The sequence below is a fragment of the Methylophaga sp. OBS1 genome, from assembly GCF_026319365.1.
Genome location: NZ_JAPDMS010000001.1, coordinates 482935 through 501308, shown reverse-complemented (window position 1 = coordinate 501308; position 18374 = coordinate 482935). Strand labels below are relative to the sequence as shown.

The following is an 18374-nucleotide window of genomic DNA, read 5'->3' as shown; positions in this document are numbered from 1 at the left end:
TTTTGTCTGCCCTGAGTCAGGGGCTGGCAATCATACTGTCGCCGATGGCAGAAAACAACCACCGGCGACATCATTAATTATGAAGTTAAATTGTGATCAGAGTGTGTCAATCACAGAAATGGCTGCTGGGCTAAGCAGTTGCCGAGCACGCTGCTGATCATCACGATCACGTGCCTGGACAATCACTGCCCACTTATTGGCTTTTGTTGCTTCGATTGTTTCATTGATCAGCGGATCATGGTCAGGACGGAGCGTAAATGCGCCTGCGGCGATCAACCCCATAAATGCGCCGACCATACCCAGTGCCAGATACGTGAGTAATGGACTGGACTGAGTAAATGTTGGACCTATCGTGGTCACAACCGCAGCGATAATCACACCGGCAAGAAGGCCGACGGCGCCCAGAACATAGTGTGACAGGATCAGTTCTTTACCGATGGCCTTGGTTTCGGGTTCCAGACGGTCCTGTAGATGCGTGTCACCAGGTTTAAGTAACTGCACTTCAGCGGACTGGAAGTGACCCTGATCAATCAGCGATTCTTCAGCGTGTTTCGCTGTTTGTTCGGTTTCAAAAATCCCTGCAACGGTGTGTGGGCGTTTCTCTAAATTCATTTTCATATCTTTCATCATACCTCCTGAATGATTCGGGATATGCCCTTACTATGGGTGACAATAAAAAAGCCGCAGATATCCTTATCCACGGCAGGGGAAAAAACAGGGGCTTGCAGATTAGCGCTGGCTGACCTGGAACACACCGACCAGTTGCGTGAGTTTATGCGCCGTGTTGCGGACCATGACTGCGCGTTGCTGGAGGGCATCAATCGCCTGCGTCATCAAGCTGGCAGAATGACCGACATCGCGGGCGGTTTCTCCATGGATCTGGCTGTTCTGATCCAGTTGCTTGATAGTGGCAAACATCTGTTCTACCAGCTGATGCAACGCAGTATTTTCGGAGGAGGCTTCTTCGGTCTTTTTCAGGCTGCGATCGACATTATCAACCCCGGACTCCATGAATTTCACTGCTTCCAGCGTTTCCGCCTGCATGGTCTCGATCATCTTCTGAATTTCTTCAGCGGAGTTGGCAGTGCGTGACGCCAGGCCGCGCACTTCATCAGCCACCACAGAGAAGCCTCGACCGTGCTCACCGGCGCGGGCGGCTTCAATAGCGGCATTTAAGGCGAGCAGGTTGGTCTGGTTGGTGATTTCGGAAATGACGCCGATGATATTGCCGATTTCTGCGGTGCGGCTATGCAGGTTCTGTACTGCTTTGGCTGAGGTTTCGACTACATCGCGGATTTCCTGCGTGCCGTCCCGGACTGATTCAAACTGAATGCGGGCGTCGCGCACGACTTCATCCATCGCCTGTTTCATCGATTCTGCGGTACTGGAGGCATTGCCAATGTCATTAATCTGGGCCTCCAGCAGTTGCAACATCTTATCAATCGCGTCAGCGACTTCATTGGAGACCGTGAAGGCTTCGCGGTTGGTTTCCAGCATCGCTTCGTTGGTGTGGCTGACATTGCTGCTGGTTTTAATGACCTGACCAACAATGCCATCCAGGTTATCAATAAAGCTATTGATCCAGCGCCCCATATCGCCGGTCTCATCATTTTTCATCTGTCCGGTATCGAGCCGCTGGGCCAGGTTACCTTCCCCTTCGGCAATGGTGCGAATGACCTCCGTCATTTCATCCAGACGGTTGGCTAACGGGTTGGTGGTAAATGTCTTATAGAGCATGGCAATGATCACCAGCATCACCGTTGAGGTACCGGCGATGGCCAGATCCGGCAAATCAGTGAGAATGTGCAGCCCCGTATTGACGCAGAGTAGCGCTACCATGGCGTAGATGAAGCCTTTCATCAGGCTCACGTTAACTGAGCGGCGACGGTAAACCTCCTCAAGATCGCCCTCACACATCATGCCCCAGCGGTCCGGCGAACCTTTGAGCTGGAAGGTGACGCCTTTACCTATGACCGGGAAATGCCGGTAGTCCGAATAACCGGGGTAGGTAACAAACAGGTTATTGCCATTACGAATGGTTTCACGGACACCCGGGTGCAGTTGCCCGGTGGCGGGGTCGGTAAAGCGAATCTCAAATTCGGTGTGACGGTTGACTTTGACGGTGCCAAACTTGGTGTGAATGCCGCTTTTCAGGTTTTCACCGTGTGAGAAGGTATTGTCTTCGAAGCGCGAACGGGAGAGGGCAATACCCTGTTGAATGCTGGGGTCAAAACGTGAATCCACCATAAATATGTAGTTGTCGCCCGACTCCGGGTAAATATGGCCGGCTTCGCGCTGGATTAAATCACCCAGCACATCATTGGGTACCCGACCACATACCGCACCGAGAACCTCGCCATCCAGCACGACTGGCTGGTAGAACATCAAAGTCACTTCATCATGGAACTTGGAACTGGACGGGCCGATCTTCAATGTCAGCTCATCGACATAAGGGCCGTGCAGAAAAGCGTCGCTCAGCCCTTTTTCTACGGCTTTACGGTCGAGATCATTTTGTCCGTTGTGGGCGCTGTAGGTGGAGTGGGTGACGGTACCGCTGGTGTCAATGACAAACAGTTCGGAGAAGTCCGGCGCGGCTGCCATTCGTTCATTGAGTAGGTTGTTGCCGATATCAGGGTAGCTGCTGGCAACTTGTTCGGCGAGCAATTCCATTTGATCCCAGTGACTGGCGACCCATTGCTGCAGTAACTTGACGCGGGTTGCTGCAATGCCTTCAAAGGTTTTCTCAACAGCGCTGTAATTGTGTCGATTGAGAAAGCAGGAACGGGACATCGCCAGTTTGCCGGTACTACCAAACCAGGGTAACCATTTTTTCTCTGCCCGGCTCAGGTTCATTGTGTGGCTTTTGAGTTTGCTCATTGTGTTTCTCTTGTGGTCTATCCGAAACACACCGAGCAAATCCTGCGCCACCGGATTAAGCCGATGTTTTCATTCGGTATTCCGGCACACCGGTATCAGACCAGTGCACCGGAATAGTGCGAATGAGACTGATTTGTAATATTAATGGTCCAAATTAGTGCCGATATTTGTGATAAAAACCATTAACTTAAAATAGGTATTTAAAGTGCTGATATAACTTCTTTCACTTCATCAACATGTTCTTTTACTTTGACCTTGCGCCACTCATGACGAAGTACACCCGCTTTATCGATCAGGAAAGTACTGCGTTCAATGCCCAGGTGTTCTTTGCCGTACATTTTTTTGAGCTTGATGACATCGAATAATTGACAGACGGCTTCATCTTCATCAGATAACAGGTCAAACGGAAAGCACTGTTTTTCCTTGAAGTTTTCATGTTTCCTCAGACTGTCACGGGACACACCCACAATCACAGTATCGTGCTGGTCAAAAAATTCGATGTTGTCACGGAAGTTCTGACCCTCAGTGGTACAGCCCGGTGTGTTGTCTTTGGGATAGAAATAAATCAGCACATTTTTGCCTTTAAAGTCAGAGAGGCGGAAGGTTTTATCGCCGGTGCTGGGTACTTCAAAGTCAGGGACTTTTTGTCCCACTGCAACTTGACTCATCTGATCATCCTGTTTTGAAACGATTTAGGGAGAAACGTACCTTACACAATCATCGCTGATCTTGTCATCAACAGGCAGGCAAAGTACCATGCCTGTTATTTTTCCGGAGTCTCAAAGATTATGTATAGCGGCAGTATGGTAGCGCTTGTCACCCCGATGCATGAAGATGGTGCACTGGATGATGACAGCCTGCGAAAGCTGATTGAGTTTCATATCAGCGAAGGAACCGATGCCATCGTCGCTGTCGGCACGACCGGTGAGTCTGCTACTTTGAGCGTCGAGGAACACTGTGGTGTGATCCGCAAGGTGGTAGAGCAGGTTAACGGCCGCATCCCTGTATTGGCGGGTACCGGCGCCAACTCGACTTCGGAAGCGATTGAGCTCACTGAATACGCCAAAGATCTGGGCGCTGATGCGGCCTTACTGGTAGCACCCTACTATAATAAGCCTACCCAGGAAGGCATGTACCTGCATTTCAAAGCGATTGCTGAGGCAGTCGATATTCCGCAAATTTTATATAATGTGCCCGGCCGGACCGCTTCCGACCTGCTACCGGAGACAGTCGGACGTTTATCTGAAATCCGTAATATCCTTGGTATCAAGGAAGCCTCCGGCGATGTCTCCCGGGTGCAGCAAATCCGTCAGTTGGCGACGGAAGACTTTGAGTTGTATACCGGCGAAGACGCCAACACCGTTGACTTTATCCTGGCCGGTGGCTGTGGTGTGATATCCGTCACAGCGAATGTGGCACCGCGTCTGATGCATGATATGTGCATGGCTGCCATCAACGGCGACGAGGAGAAAGCACGGGAAATTAACCAGAAATTGGTTGCCCTTCATCAATTTTTATTTGTCGAGGCTAACCCGATTCCTGTTAAATGGGCGTTGGCTGAAATGGGAATGATTCCGAAAGGGATTCGTCTGCCCATGACGGTATTATCGGAAAAATACCATCAGTCAGTGCGTGAGGCCCTCATTACGGCGGGTGTTCTGAATTAGAATAAATGGGTGAACTTTATTAAATGAACGCGAAACATTTCAAACAAACATCGCTGGTCGTCATGATGGCGTCCGTACTGAGTGCTTGTGGCGCATTTTCAAATCTGGACCAGGTGGTGCCTGACAACACGCAGGAATATCGTCGTGCCGAAACCATGCCGCCACTGGACGTGCCGCCTGAGCTGAGTACCAACCGCATCAATGATGTTATTGCCGGTGAGAAAGATTCGACGGCCACCTATTCAGAGTTTGAGGAAGCCTCAAATAATCCGCTCGCTGCCAAATACAACATACAGCCAGATAAAAAACCGTCTCTGGCGGGTGAAGGGGCAAGCCGTCACCTTGTTGTACCCGGTGAGCGGGACGTGACATGGCAGCGTATTCAGGAGTTCTGGGCCACCCAGGGCCTGGCTATAGCACGCATCGACAGTCGTATTGGCCTGATGGATACAGCGCCAGATGCCGATGGCTATGCTTATCGCATTCGCATGGAACGGGGCGATACCTCCAAACAATCCAAAGTTTACTTAAGCGCCGTGGATGAAACCCGGACTAACTCTCAGAAGAATGAAGCAACACTGCGTCAGCTCGCCGATTATCTGGGTACCCTGTACAAAGAAGACGTACAGGAAATGCGCATCGCCCAGCCTGCACCCCCACCGGAAGAAACTGCCCGCGTGCTGTTGATCGATGAAGAGGGCGGTCAACAAAGTCTGTTTATCGAACAGGATTTCCAGACTGCCTGGCGTCGTGTCGGTCGCGTTCTGGACAGCAAAGGTTTCTCTGTTGAAGATCGCGATCGCAGCCTGGGTTACTACTTTGTGCGTTACATCGATCCATTCAAGGAAATCGAGCAGGAAGAAAAGGGTTTCTTCAGTGGTCTCGCTTTCTGGCGTGATGAAGTAGAAGAAAAGCCGGAAGAGTATTACTACATCAAACTGATTTCAGAGGCATCAGATACACGAGTGGTGGTCATGGACGCGGAAGAGAAGCGTACCTCCAGTGATACTGCCAAACGCCTGTTGAATCTGATTCAGGAGCAGCTTGCACCCTAATGCGTTTTGCGTCCCTCGGTAGCGGTAGTCGAGGTAATGCAACCATAGTCACGCACGGAAAAACCACGCTCATGATTGATTGTGGTTTTTCTGCTCGTGAAGCTGAGAAAAGACTGCATCAGCTTGATATTGATGCGCCTTCGCTCACAGCGATTCTGATTACTCATGAACATGCCGATCACATGGCTGGTGTCAGGGTCATGGCCCGCAAGCATCGTCTGCCAGTCTATGCTACGCCCGGTACAGCAGGATGCCTGCCCGCAGATATCGCTACCCATATTCGCGAGTTCAACTGTCATGAGCGCTTCACCCTCAACGATATTGAGGTGGAGCCATTCCCGGTGCCACATGATGCCCGTGAACCCAGTCAGTTCGTCTTCAGCAGCGGTTTGCACCGTTTGGGCCTGCTCACCGATGTGGGCTCCATCACGCCGTTGATCGAAGAGACACTCAACGCCTGCGACGGTCTGTTGCTGGAAACCAACCACGACGTCACAATGCTGGAGCAGGGTGAGTATCCCGAGCATTTGAAACGTCGGGTCGGCGGTCGGCTGGGGCATTTAAATAACGTGCAATCTGCCACATTACTTGAGAAAATTGACACCTCGAAATTACAACACATCATGGCGATGCATATCTCGGAAAAGAACAACTGTCCGTCGATTGTCGTCCCGTTACTGGCTAGGGCCCTGCAGTGTGAAGAAAACTGGATAGGTGTCGCTGAACAGAATGCTGGCTTTGGCTGGCGCGAACTGGTCACTCGATAAAGAGAATAGCAATGGAAAAGAAACAAGAACTGTACTCAGGCAAGGCCAAAAGCGTTTTTGCCACTGATGACAATGATTACGTGGTCCTGAGTTTCAGAGACGATACATCCGCCTTTGACGGGGAAAAAGTTGAACAGCTGAGCCGAAAAGGTGAAGTCAATAATAAATTCAATGCTCACATCATGCAGTATCTTGCCGATAACGGCGTGCCGACTCATTTTGAAAAACGGCTCAATGATACCGAGTCTCTGGTCAAAAATATGAAGATGATTCCGGTTGAATGTGTGGTGCGTAATGTGGCATCCGGCAGTCTGGTCCGTCGTCTGGGGGTGGAAGATGGTATGGAACTGACGCCGCCGGTGTTTGAATTTTTCCTCAAAAATGACGCGCTGCATGACCCCATGGTTAATGAGTATCACATCGAAACATTTGGCTGGGCAAAGCCTGAAGAAGTCAATGAAATGAAAGCGTTAACGTTCAAAGTTAATGAGCTTTTGAAGAAGCTGTTTGCTGATGCGGGTATGATTCTGGTCGATTACAAGCTGGAGTTTGGTCTGTTTAAAGGGGCCGTCTATCTGGGTGACGAGTTTAGTCCGGATGGTTGTCGTTTATGGGACGCCGAAACCCGCAAGAAGTTGGATAAGGATCGTTTCAGGCAAGGCCTGGGCGGTGTTATTGAGGCTTATGAAGAAGTCGCTCAGCGCATTGGTGTACCACTCTGAGTCCTGATTCAAACAAATTCAAGTAAACAAACCCTGAGCCCTGGCTCGGGGTTTTTTATTTCTGTGCGCTGTTTCACATAATCGACTGGAGTTATGGTGACAGTTCTTGTGTCAGAGTGTGTTATGTTGCAATTCAGTCAGTAAATGGAGCCCGTATGCAAATTCCAGCAAAACCGGTTGATGAAGAATCACGCATCGTCACGCTGAGGTCGCTGAATCTTCTTGATACTGACAGGGACGAGCGTTTCGACAGACTGACCCGACTGGCATTGCATGTGTTTGAAGTCCCTGTTGCGTTGGTGAGTCTGGTTGATGAAAACCGTCAGTGGTTCAAGTCCTGCCAGGGAGCGAATCTGACAGAGACAGACAGAGATGTCTCTTTTTGCGGTCATGCCATTCTCGGCGATGAAGCGTTCGTGATTGAAGATACACACCAGGATCCGCGCTTTGCAGATAATCCGCTGGTCATCGGTGAGCCTCATATTCGCTTCTACGCTGGCTATCCAATTCGCTACCTTGATGGTAAGAAACTGGGGACGCTTTGCCTTCTGGATTCCAAGCCCCGTCACTTCAGTCGCCGTGAGCGCCTTATACTCGAAGATCTGGCAAAGATCGTCGAACATGAAATTCAGGCTGTGCAATTGGCGACAGTCGATGAATTGACTGAAATTCCGAACCGCCGCGGTTTTTTCTCAAATGCCAATCAGGCGCTGAGTCTGTGTCAGCGTCAGAATTTACCTGTCAGCCTGGTGTTTCTTGATCTGAATAACTTCAAACCTATCAATGACCAATTCGGTCATGCCGAGGGTGACAAGGCATTGAAAACTTTCTCCAGTATGCTGAAAAAGATCTGTCGGCAGAGCGATATTGCTGCCCGGATTGGCGGTGACGAGTTCGCGCTGCTCCTGCCTAACACAAACAAATCAGATGTAGACAAGATTCTCACCCGCTTTACCGGCATGGTCGAGCAGGCCAACCGTGAGCAACCGCTGGATTACAAAATTGCATACTCTCATGGCGTGGTTCATTTCGATCCAGCTAAACATCAGGATCTGGACGATCTGCTGGCCGAGGGCGATCAGTTGATGTACCAGCGCAAAAACCGATCGAAAAAAGAACAATCAGGCCGTTAGTTGCCAGCCAATCAGCCCGCCTGCCCGCATCGGTACCAATTCATCACCGGCGAAACTCAACTTATCCGGCACCTGCCAGTTTTGTTTGGTCAGGGTGATGTTGTCGGTATTTCTGGGCAGACCATAAAAGTCAGGGCCATGTAAGCTGGCAAAGCCTTCCAGTTTGTCCAGCGCGCCGGCCATTTCAAACGCTTCAGCGTAGAGCTCAATAGCCGCATGAGCACTGTAAATACCTGCGCAGCCGCAACTACTCTCTTTGCCTGCACGCGGGTGTGGTGCACTGTCAGTCCCCAGAAAGAACTTGGGACTGCCACTGGTCGCCGCCTGAATCAACGCCTGTTGATGGGTATTGCGCTTTAATACCGGCAAACAGTAATGATGCGGGTGAATACCACCAACCAGCAGATCATTGCGGTTCAGCAGCAAGTGATGTGGTGTGATGGTGGCAGCGATACGATCTTCCGCTTCGGCAACAAACACCGCGGCATCGGCAGTGGTGATATGTTCGAACACGACTTTAAGTTCAGGAAAGTCTTTTAACAGCGGTTGCAGCACGCGGTCGATGAAGACTTTTTCGCGATCAAAGACGTCGATATCGGCACTGGTGACCTCACCATGAACCAGCAGTGGAACGCCGCGCTCCTGCATGGCTTCCAAAGCAGCGTGGCAATGTTTGAGGTCAGTGACACCGGCATCGGAATTGGTGGTTGCACCGGCCGGGTAAAGTTTGACAGCATGAACAAACCCGCTGTCTTTGGCGCGGTGAATTTCATCGGCGCGGGTGTTGTCTGTCAGGTACAGGGTCATTAATGGCTGAAATACACTGTCTTCAGGCAATGCGGCCATGATGCGCTGACGATAATCCCGGGCCATGTCGACAGTCGTCACCGGCGGGCGTAAATTAGGCATCACAATCGCACGGGCGAATACGCGCGCGGTGTCGGGCACGGTGCGGGAAAGTGCAGAATCGTCCCGCAAGTGGAGATGCCAGTCGTCGGGACGGGTGAGGGTAATTTCAGTTGGTTTTATTTGTGTCATAGCCGCGAATTATGCCATAGCAAATAGCTTAAGCTGAAAAACTTGTGATCCGCGCTCGAAGGGCAACAGCGCTTGTTCTTGACCTTATCACGCATTACAAGTAACTTTACACGTTTGATGTTTTTAAGCTTCTCGTGACGAGATTAAGAGGGAAACACGTGGAATTAAGCGGTGGCGAGATACTGGTTCAGTGTCTCAAAGACGAAGGTGTCGATTTCCTGTTCGGTTATCCGGGCGGTGCAGTGCTGCATATCTACGATGCACTGTATAACCAGGAGGATGTCAAACACGTCCTGGTGCGCCACGAACAGGCAGCGACGCATGCAGCAGATGGTTATGCACGGGCTACAGGTAAGCCTGGTGTCGTCTTAGTCACATCGGGTCCTGGTGCTACCAATGCCGTTACCGGTATTGCCACTGCCTATATGGACTCTATTCCTATGGTGGTTATTACCGGTCAGGTCGCGACTGCCAACATCGGTAGTGATGCCTTCCAAGAAGTCGATGCCGTGGGTATCACCCGTCCGTGCGTCAAACATAACTTTCTGGTTAAAGACATTAATGATCTGGCGGAAACCGTTAAGAAAGCTTTCTATGTTGCGACCACTGGCCGTCCCGGTCCGGTTGTAGTCGACGTACCGAAAGACATTACTGATCCGAATATCAAGATTCCATACCACTACCCGGAAACGGTTCAGATGCGTTCTTACCAGCCGACCTTGAAAGGCCATAGCGGTCAGATCAAGCGCGCGGTGGATCTGCTTCTGTCTGCCAAGAAACCGATGATTTACACCGGTGGCGGTGTGGTATTGGGCAAAGGTTCAGAAGAACTTCGCAAGTTTGTGCGCAAGCTGGGTTATCCGATTACCAGTACCCTGATGGGGCTGGGGGCTTACCCATCCAGTGATGAGCAATTCATTGGTATGCTGGGCATGCACGGTACCTACGAAGCCAACATGGCGATGCATGACTGCGATGTCTTGATTGCTATCGGTGCACGTTTTGATGACCGGGTTACTGGCAAAATTGCCGAGTTCTGCCCGGATGCCAAGATCATTCATATCGATATTGACCCGTCATCGATTTCAAAAACGATTACCGTTGATATCCCAATCGTAGGCAGTGTGCCTGATGTATTGCAGGAAATGAACGGCTTGTTGGAAACCACCAAGAAGTCACCCGACAAGAAGGCGATTGATGCCTGGTGGGCGGAAATCAACGGCTGGCGTGGAATGAAGTGCCTGTCCTATGACCGCAACAGCGACAAGATCAAACCGCAGATGGTCGTTGAGATGATCCATGAGATCACCAATGGCGATGCCTATGTGACTTCTGACGTCGGTCAGCATCAGATGTGGGCGGCACAGTACTACGGCTTTGATGAACCTAACCGCTGGATTAATTCCGGTGGTCTCGGCACCATGGGCTTTGGTCTGCCGGCTGCTATGGGCGTGCAGTTTGCTTTCCCTGAAGATACGGTTATCTGTGTCACGGGGGAGGGCAGTATTCAGATGTGTATTCAGGAACTGTCAACCTGTCTGCAATACGGTTTGCCGGTTAAGATTGTTGCCCTCAATAATCGTTATCTCGGTATGGTGCGTCAGTGGCAGGAATTTTTCTATGAAAACCGTTACTCGCATTCCTACATGGAGTCATTGCCGGATTTCGTCAAGCTGACCGAGAGTTATGGTCATGTTGGTATCCGTATTGAGAAGCCGGAAGATCTGCGCAAAGAACTGGAACGCGGTTTTGCGATGAAAGATCGTCTGGTGTTCTTCGATATCGTGACTGACCAGACTGAAAACGTGTACCCGATGATTGCCCAGGGTAAGGCACATAACGACATGCATATGTCGCCTTACTGTGAACCACCACAAGACCCAGAGAGGGAGCTGTCTTAACATGCGTCACATCATTTCCATCCTGATCGAAAACGAAGCAGGGGCATTGTCGCGTGTGGCCGGTTTGTTCTCTGCACGGGGTTACAACATCGAATCCTTGACTGTCGCGCCTACCGAAGACCCGACGCTGTCTCGTATGACCATCGTGACATCGGGTACCGAACGCATTATCGAGCAAATCACCAAGCAGCTGAACAAGCTGGTTGATGTGGTGAAACTGCTGGATCTGACTGAAGGACCACACATTGAGCGTGAAATGATGCTGATCAAAGTCAAGGCATCTTCCATGGCTCAGCGTGAAGATGTGAAACGCCTGGCGGATATTTTCCGTGGTCACATCATTGACGTTACAACCTCGACATACACTATCGAGCTGACCGGTGCCTGTGCCAAGCTGGACTCATTTATTGATGCCCTGGCTGAGCACAAAATCATTGAAACCGTGCGTAGCGGTGTCACTGGTATTGCCCGTGGTGAGAAAAGTCTGCACCTGTAATTAACACCCTTTCGCTTTAAGAAAAAAATCTAAGGAATTCAATCATGAGTTTGAACATCTATTACGATAAAGATTGTGACCTGTCCATCATCCAGGGCATGAAAGTCACTATTATCGGTTACGGTTCCCAGGGCCATGCCCACGCCTGCAACCTGAAAGACTCTGGCGTTGATGTCACTGTCGCGCTGCGTCCCGGTTCATCTTCTATCGCCAAAGCCGAAGGTGCTGGCCTGAAAGTCTCTGACAACGTGGCTGAAGCCGTTAAAGGCGCTGACCTGGTCATGGTACTGACACCGGATGAATTCCAGTCTCAACTCTACAAACAGGAAATCGAACCTAACCTGAAACAGGGTGCGGTTCTGGCCTTTGCTCACGGTTTTGCCATCGTCTACAACCAAATCGCACCGCGTAGTGATCTGGATGTCATCATGATTGCACCGAAAGCACCGGGTCACACTGTCCGCAGTGAATTTGTCAAAGGCGGCGGTATCCCTGACCTGATTGCTATCGAACAGGATGCTTCCGGTAAAGCAAAAGACATCGCTCTGTCTTATGCTTCAGGCGTCGGTGGCGGTCGTACCGGTATCATCGAGACCACTTTCCGTGACGAAACTGAAACCGACCTGTTCGGTGAACAGGCTGTTCTGTGTGGTGGCGCCGTTGAACTGGTTAAAGCCGGTTTTGAAACCCTGGTAGAAGCCGGTTACGCGCCGGAAATGGCTTACTTCGAATGTCTGCACGAACTGAAACTGATCGTGGACCTGATGTACGAAGGTGGTATCGCCAACATGAACTACTCGATCTCCAACAATGCCGAGTATGGCGAGTATGTTACCGGCCCACGCGTTATCAACGAAGAGAGTCGTTGGGCGATGCGCGAAGCACTGAAGAATATTCAGGAAGGTAAATACGCCAAACAATTCATTCAGGAAGGTCAGTCCGGTTACCCTGAAATGACCGCGATGCGCCGCCTGAATGCAGAACACCCGATTGAACAAACCGGTGAAAAACTGCGTGCGATGATGCCCTGGATCCAAAAGATCGTCGATAAGTCTAAAAACTAAAAGACTTTTTCACGTGTCAAGAACGGGGACGGTTGTGCAAACGACCGTCCCCGTTTTGTTTGTATAGCGCAGATGTCATAATGCTTTTATTCGATATCAGGGAGTGTATTCATGGTCAGTAGTGACAAACAGCAGCGACGCGGTATTTACCTGTTGCCGAATTTGTTCACAACAGCAGGTTTATTTGCCGGTTTCTATGCCATTATCGCGGCAATCCGGCAGGATTTTGATGCTGCTGCTATCGCCATATTTGTGGCGATGATCATGGATGGACTGGACGGCCGTATCGCCAGAATGACTAATACACAAAGCGCCTTCGGTGCTGAATATGACAGTCTGTCTGATATGGTCGCCTTCGGCCTGGCACCAGCGCTGGTCGTGTTCCTCTGGGCTTTGCTTGATATGGGCAAATTCGGCTGGATGATTGCCTTTATCTATGCTGCCTGTGGCGCCTTGCGTCTTGCTCGCTTTAACACCCAGATCGGCACTGCTGATAAACGTTATTTCCAGGGTCTGCCGAGTCCTGCTGCTGCAGCCTGTGTAGCTGGCTGGGTCTGGCTGGGTACCGACCGGGGGTTGGATCCAGCGCTGGTCAGCAATGTGGCGGTGCCCATTACGTTTTTCGCGGCGATTTTGATGGTCAGTTCCATGCGCTACTACAGCTTCAAGGAACTGGATTTGAAAAATCGGGTGCCTTTTATCAAGATGCTGGCCCTGGTACTTATTTTTGCCCTGATCGCCAATGACCCACCGCTGATCCTGTTTTCAGCTTTTCTGGTCTATGCTGTTTCCGGTCCGGTATTTACCCTGTTTAAACTGCGTCAACATCGTAGTGAACGTAACACCGGCAAATAACTTGGCAGACGAGGCTTTTAGCCCTAATATTTAACGCATAGCGATGCACTTTAGGTGCAAAAACCAATCAGCGTGATGCCGACGATGGCCCAAAAACCAGATTTCAGTCCTGCGAATACCAGAACAGACTTGAATGTTGTCCGGCCGGCCGGACTTAATGACGGCGCAACGTCTGCATACGGAGCAGGAAAATGACAGACCAGTTAATTATTTTTGATACCACATTGCGTGACGGTGAGCAGAGCCCCGGCGCGTCGATGACCAAGGATGAAAAAGTCCGGATCGCTAAAGCGCTGGAACGCATGCGCGTGGATGTGATTGAGGCTGGTTTTGCCATTGCCAGTCAGGGTGACTTTGAAGCGGTACAGGCGGTGGCGAAAGCCGTTAAAGACAGCCGTATCTGTAGTTTGTCCCGGGCGCTGGAAGCCGATATTGACCGTGCCGGTGAAGCACTCAAACCGGCCAACGCCTCTCGCATACATACTTTTATCGCCACCTCGCCGATTCACATGAAAATGAAGCTGCGAATGGAGCCCGATCAAGTGGTGGAAAATGCAGTCAAAGCAGTGAAACACGCCCGTCAGTACACTGACGATGTCGAGTTTTCACCGGAAGATGCTGGCCGTAGTGATATCGATTTCCTGTGCCGGATTCTGGAAGCGGTTATTGATGCGGGTGCGACCACACTCAATATTCCGGATACGGTGGGCTATAACTTGCCGCATCAGTTTGGTTCCTTGATTGCCACGCTGCGTGAACGCATTCCCAATGCCGATAAAGCTGTGTTCTCAGTGCATTGTCATAATGACCTGGGCCTGGCTGTTGCCAACTCGCTGTCAGCAGTGATGAGCGGTGCCCGTCAGGTTGAATGCACCATTAACGGCCTGGGTGAGCGTGCCGGTAATGCGGCACTGGAAGAAGTGGTGATGGCAGTCCGCACCCGTCAGGATATGTTTCCCTGTGATACCCATATCGATACCCAGCACATTCTGGCCGCTTCACGCCTGGTTTCCGGGGTAACCGGTTTTGTGGTCCAGCCCAATAAAGCCATTGTCGGCGCCAATGCCTTTGCCCACGAGTCCGGTATTCATCAGGATGGCGTGCTCAAAAACCGTGAAACCTACGAAATCATGCGTGCCGAAGATGTCGGTTGGAACACCAACCGCATGGTTCTGGGCAAACATTCCGGTCGAAATGCTTTCCGCAGCCGTCTGCAGGAACTGGGCATCGAACTGGAGTCGGAGGCAGAGCTTAATGCGGCCTTTACCCGGTTCAAGGAACTCGCTGATAAAAAGCATGAGATCTTTGATGAGGATCTTCAGGCGTTGGTCAGTGATGTGGTAGCGGCTACAGATGAGCGTATAACCCTGGTGTCATTAAAGGTCTGCAGTGAAACCGGGGAAACGCCGGTAGCCAATGTCACGCTGTCGGTGGATGGTGATGAAGTCCATACCCAGATGAGTGGCAGTGGCCAGGTAGACGCGGCTTACAAAGCCATCGAAGCGATTGTGCAGAGTCATACAGAACTGCAGTTGTATTCAGTCAGCAATATCACCACCGGCACTGATGCCCAGGGTGAAGTTAATGTACGTCTGGAAAAAGGCGGTCGCATTGTCAGTGGTCAAGGGGCTGATACCGATATCGTGATTGCCTCGGCCAAGGCCTACCTTAACGCCCTGAATAAAATTCTGGCGCATGTAGAAAGAGCCCATCCACAGGTCTGATGCAGCTCTCGAACTCACAACAACGGATTCTGGCTGATATGGGTATTCAGCTTTGGGCGCTTCGGCGCTCGGAGCCTGAGAACCCGCAGCAGGGAGCAGCAGAAACGCCTGTCGAGATTGAGCAGTCAGATATCAATGTTGCTGCCCCAGTCAAGCTGATTGTGGTAACACAAGCACAGGCCATGTCAGAGGCCGCGAAGCGTTTATTTAATGCGATGCTAAAGGCTGCAAGACTCACTCAAGATCAGGTACTGAGTTTAACCAGCAGGGAGTTCGAACAGATTAATACCGCCAGCATGGCCAATAAGTCGGTGCTGCTGTTGGGGAGTGACATAACTGCTGAACTGATGCCTGATTTGTCCCCTGACAATCCTGAGACTGTCAGCCAGTATCAGGCGCAGTTTTTAGCCTGTTTCAGCCTGGAGGAGATGCTGCAGCAGCCATCCCTTAAAGCGGCAGCCTGGCAGGCACTGAAACATCTGAGCCCTGTGTTCTGAAAAGGTCCTGAAATGATGCTTCCGCGTGTCATGCTTGAAGACGATCTGTTTGAGGTGCATGCTATTGAGAAAGCGGCGAATCGCTTTCCCTGGAGCAGAAAGAATTTCGCGGACAGTCTTGATGCGGGCCATTTTTGCTGGGTTTACTGTGACGCTTTTGATGTCGTTATCGGTTATGCCATTGTGCAACTGGTGATTGATGAAGCGCATCTGCTCAATATCTGCGTCAGACCCGAGATGCAAAGGCAAGGTTATGGTCGTCGTATTCTTGAGCATGTGATTGACCATGCCCTGACACGCTCCGCCAATCTGGTGGTACTGGAGGTCAGACAATCCAATTTCCGCGCACAGCAGCTTTATCACCAGCTGGGATTCAACGAAATGTCGATACGCAGGGGCTATTACCCGGCTGAGCAGGGCAGGGAGGATGCCATTTTGATGGGGCTGGATCTCTCGTCGCAGTCGATTTTCGGCGGAATTTAGCGGCAGCACTGCTGTCATTATTAAGGCCAGTCATCAAAAACCGTCAATGAATAGACGGCAGTACTACTTATGAGCACTTGCTATAGCGCAGGGGCTCTTTTAGACTAATTGACTTAATTACTCGGTTATTTTTTTCACATTTAGGAGATAAAAATATGGCTTTTGAATTGCCACCACTTCCTTATGCACAAAACGCTCTGGAACCAACGATTTCAGCTGAAACGCTCGAATATCACTATGGTAAGCATCACCAAACCTATGTGAATAACCTGAACAACCTGGTACCTGGTACTGAATTTGAAGGCAAGTCTCTGGAAGACATCATTACTTCAGCCAGTGGCGGTATCTTTAACAATGCAGCTCAGGTCTGGAACCACACCTTCTACTGGAACTGCATGACACCTGATGCCAAAGGCGCACCATCGGGTGATCTGGCCGCTGACATTGATAAAACCTTTGGTTCTTTCGACAAATTTAAAGAAGACTTCAGCAAATCTGCAGCCACCAACTTCGGTTCAGGCTGGACCTGGCTGGTGAAAAACAAAGACGGTAGCATCGCCATCGTTAATACCAGCAATGCCGGTTGCCCACTGACTGAAGGACAGACACCACTGCTGACAGTTGACGTCTGGGAACATGCTTATTACATCGACTATCGCAACGCGCGCCCTAAGTACCTGGAAGCCTTCTGGGGCCTGGTTAACTGGGACTTTGTTGAAGCCAACTACGCGGCCTGAGAATAGCGGGAGGGGCGTCAGTTTACTTCTCTCCCGTTAACTTATAAAATACCGCTTTTTTGATTGATGGCAGTTTCGTCAGAAACTGCCATTTTTCGTTTCAAAGGTCTGAAAAAGACCCGGTTTTCATGCCGTCAGGGCAAGGAGTTTTCAGCCATGACAAATTCGGTTATGCCGACTTATGGGCGACTCGATGTGGCTTTCGCCAGTGGAAAAGGCGCCTGGTTAACAGACATCAATGACAAGCAGTATCTCGATGCACTGAGTGGTATTGCTGTCTGCAATCTTGGCCATTGTCATCCTGCTGTGACCCGGGCTGTTCAACATCAGGTTGAAACCCTGGTGCACACCTCCAATATGTACCACATCCCCTTACAGACGCAGTTGGCTGATAAACTCACCGAACTGTCCGGCATGGAGCAGGTATTCTTTTCCAATTCCGGTGCTGAAGCTAATGAAGCGGCAATCAAAATTGCCCGTAAGTACGGCCATAGCAAGGGCATTGAAAAGCCGGTCATTATCGTGATGGATGGCAGCTTCCATGGCCGTACCATGGCCACCCTGACAGCAACCGGCAATGCCAAGGTCCAAGTTGGATTTGACCCGTTATTGCCTGGTTTTGTCCGCGTACCCTACAACGACCTGGATGCGCTGCGTATGGCAATTGGTCATTGGCCGGAAGCGGTGGCAGTACTGGTTGAACCCGTTCAGGGTGAGGGCGGTGTCAAAGTGCCGGAACCCGATTTTCTGGCTGGTGTCCGTGCTATTTGCACACAGCGTAAATTGCTGATGATGCTGGATGAAGTGCAGACCGGGGTTGGCCGTACCGGTCAGTGGTTTGCTTTTCAGCACAATGATGAACTGCTACCCGACGTGATGACGCTGGCTAAGGGACTGGGCAACGGTGTGCCGATTGGTGCCTGTCTGGTCGCTGGTCCTGCCGTCGGTGTCTTACAAGCTGGTAACCATGGCTCCACCTTTGGTGGCAACCCGCTGGTTTGCAGTGCCGCCCTCGCCGTGCTGGACACGATTGAGCAGGAACAACTGCTCAATCATGTTGCCACGCTCAGTCAGCAGATGCTGAACGCGTTTAAGGACAGACTGGCCGGCCAGGAGGGGGTCAAGGATGTTCGTGGACTGGGTTTTATGTTCGGTATTGAACTGAGTATGCCCTGTGCGCCTCTGGTCAAACAGGCGCTCGCTGAAGGCCTGTTAATCAACGTCACGGCTGAGTCCGTCATACGTCTGTTACCACCGATGATCATCAATGCAGAAGAAGCCGAGCTTATCGTGGATAAAGTCTGCAGACTGGTACTCGACTTTTTGTCATCCCACGCTGTTGAGAGCGTAGCCTGAAA

18 protein-coding genes are annotated in these 18374 nt (G+C 50.9%); 14 read left to right on the top strand and 4 right to left on the bottom strand.

Annotated elements, in window-relative coordinates; genetic code table 11:
- Positions 1-96 precede the first annotated feature (96 nt).
- The 3 genes from OMQ46_RS02425 to bcp form a co-directional block, all read right to left on the bottom strand.
- Complete coding sequence (locus OMQ46_RS02425; RefSeq protein WP_266235537.1) at positions 97-618, bottom strand: hypothetical protein; 522 nt, start codon at positions 616-618, stop codon at positions 97-99.
- A gap of 111 nt (positions 619-729) precedes the next feature.
- Positions 730-2877, bottom strand: coding sequence for a methyl-accepting chemotaxis protein (locus tag OMQ46_RS02420; RefSeq protein ID WP_266235535.1), 2148 nt, complete (start codon positions 2875-2877; stop codon positions 730-732).
- 200 nt (positions 2878-3077) lie between these two features.
- Entirely contained in the window at positions 3078-3545 is a 468-nt protein-coding gene (gene bcp / locus OMQ46_RS02415; RefSeq protein WP_266235534.1) for a thioredoxin-dependent thiol peroxidase, read from the bottom strand.
- Between the two features lie 120 nt (positions 3546-3665).
- Between bcp and dapA the strand changes: the two genes are divergently transcribed.
- From dapA to OMQ46_RS02390, 5 genes are all read left to right on the top strand, one after another.
- A complete protein-coding gene (gene dapA, locus OMQ46_RS02410) occupies positions 3666-4544 on the top strand; it encodes a 4-hydroxy-tetrahydrodipicolinate synthase (RefSeq protein WP_266235533.1) in 879 nt (292 codons plus the stop codon).
- 23 nt (positions 4545-4567) lie between these two features.
- On the top strand, positions 4568-5599 hold the full coding sequence (gene bamC / locus OMQ46_RS02405; protein ID WP_266235531.1) for an outer membrane protein assembly factor BamC: 1032 nt from the start codon (positions 4568-4570) through the stop codon (positions 5597-5599).
- Positions 5599-6366: an MBL fold metallo-hydrolase gene (locus tag OMQ46_RS02400; protein WP_266235530.1), complete on the top strand. Its 768-nt coding sequence runs from the start codon at positions 5599-5601 to the stop codon at positions 6364-6366. Before bamC ends, OMQ46_RS02400 begins: the two co-directional genes overlap by 1 nt.
- An 11-nt stretch (positions 6367-6377) precedes the next feature.
- Positions 6378-7088, top strand: coding sequence for a phosphoribosylaminoimidazolesuccinocarboxamide synthase (gene purC, locus OMQ46_RS02395; protein WP_266235528.1), 711 nt, complete (start codon positions 6378-6380; stop codon positions 7086-7088).
- Positions 7089-7243: 155 nt separating this feature from the next.
- Positions 7244-8221, top strand: coding sequence for a sensor domain-containing diguanylate cyclase (locus OMQ46_RS02390; protein ID WP_266235526.1), 978 nt, complete (start codon positions 7244-7246; stop codon positions 8219-8221).
- On the opposite strand, the gene pyrC is transcribed toward OMQ46_RS02390, so the two are convergent.
- The gene (pyrC, locus tag OMQ46_RS02385) at positions 8210-9259 is read right to left on the bottom strand and encodes a dihydroorotase (protein ID WP_266235524.1); all 1050 of its coding nucleotides are present in this window, start codon (positions 9257-9259) and stop codon (positions 8210-8212) included. The genes OMQ46_RS02390 and pyrC overlap by 12 nt on opposite strands.
- A gap of 158 nt (positions 9260-9417) precedes the next feature.
- Here pyrC and OMQ46_RS02380 point away from each other — a divergent pair, with 158 nt between their 5' ends.
- The 9 genes from OMQ46_RS02380 (at position 9418) to OMQ46_RS02340 (ending at position 18372) form a co-directional block, all read left to right on the top strand.
- Positions 9418-11160, top strand: coding sequence for an acetolactate synthase 3 large subunit (locus OMQ46_RS02380; protein WP_266235523.1), 1743 nt, complete (start codon positions 9418-9420; stop codon positions 11158-11160).
- Position 11161: 1 nt separating this feature from the next.
- Complete coding sequence (ilvN, locus tag OMQ46_RS02375; protein ID WP_266235521.1) at positions 11162-11656, top strand: acetolactate synthase small subunit; 495 nt, start codon at positions 11162-11164, stop codon at positions 11654-11656.
- 50 nt (positions 11657-11706) lie between these two features.
- Entirely contained in the window at positions 11707-12720 is a 1014-nt protein-coding gene (gene ilvC, locus OMQ46_RS02370) for a ketol-acid reductoisomerase (RefSeq protein ID WP_266235932.1), read from the top strand.
- A gap of 111 nt (positions 12721-12831) precedes the next feature.
- Positions 12832-13575, top strand: a complete 744-nt coding sequence (pssA, locus tag OMQ46_RS02365) for a CDP-diacylglycerol--serine O-phosphatidyltransferase (protein ID WP_266235520.1) — start codon at positions 12832-12834, stop codon at positions 13573-13575.
- 191 nt (positions 13576-13766) lie between these two features.
- Complete coding sequence (locus tag OMQ46_RS02360; RefSeq protein ID WP_266235518.1) at positions 13767-15299, top strand: 2-isopropylmalate synthase; 1533 nt, start codon at positions 13767-13769, stop codon at positions 15297-15299.
- Positions 15299-15796 carry a DNA polymerase III subunit psi gene (locus OMQ46_RS02355; protein ID WP_266235516.1) on the top strand — a complete coding sequence of 166 codons (498 nt, stop codon included), beginning with the start codon at positions 15299-15301 and terminating at the stop codon, positions 15794-15796. The genes OMQ46_RS02360 and OMQ46_RS02355 overlap by 1 nt, the downstream gene beginning before the upstream one ends.
- A 12-nt stretch (positions 15797-15808) precedes the next feature.
- Positions 15809-16279 (top strand): ribosomal protein S18-alanine N-acetyltransferase, encoded by a 471-nt coding sequence (rimI, locus tag OMQ46_RS02350; protein WP_266235515.1) that lies wholly within the window; start codon positions 15809-15811, stop codon positions 16277-16279.
- A 155-nt stretch (positions 16280-16434) separates the two neighbouring features.
- The gene (gene sodB / locus OMQ46_RS02345) at positions 16435-17016 is read left to right on the top strand and encodes a superoxide dismutase [Fe] (protein ID WP_266235513.1); all 582 of its coding nucleotides are present in this window, start codon (positions 16435-16437) and stop codon (positions 17014-17016) included.
- Between the two features lie 156 nt (positions 17017-17172).
- Complete coding sequence (locus OMQ46_RS02340) at positions 17173-18372, top strand: aspartate aminotransferase family protein (protein WP_266235511.1); 1200 nt, start codon at positions 17173-17175, stop codon at positions 18370-18372.
- Positions 18373-18374 lie beyond the last annotated feature (2 nt).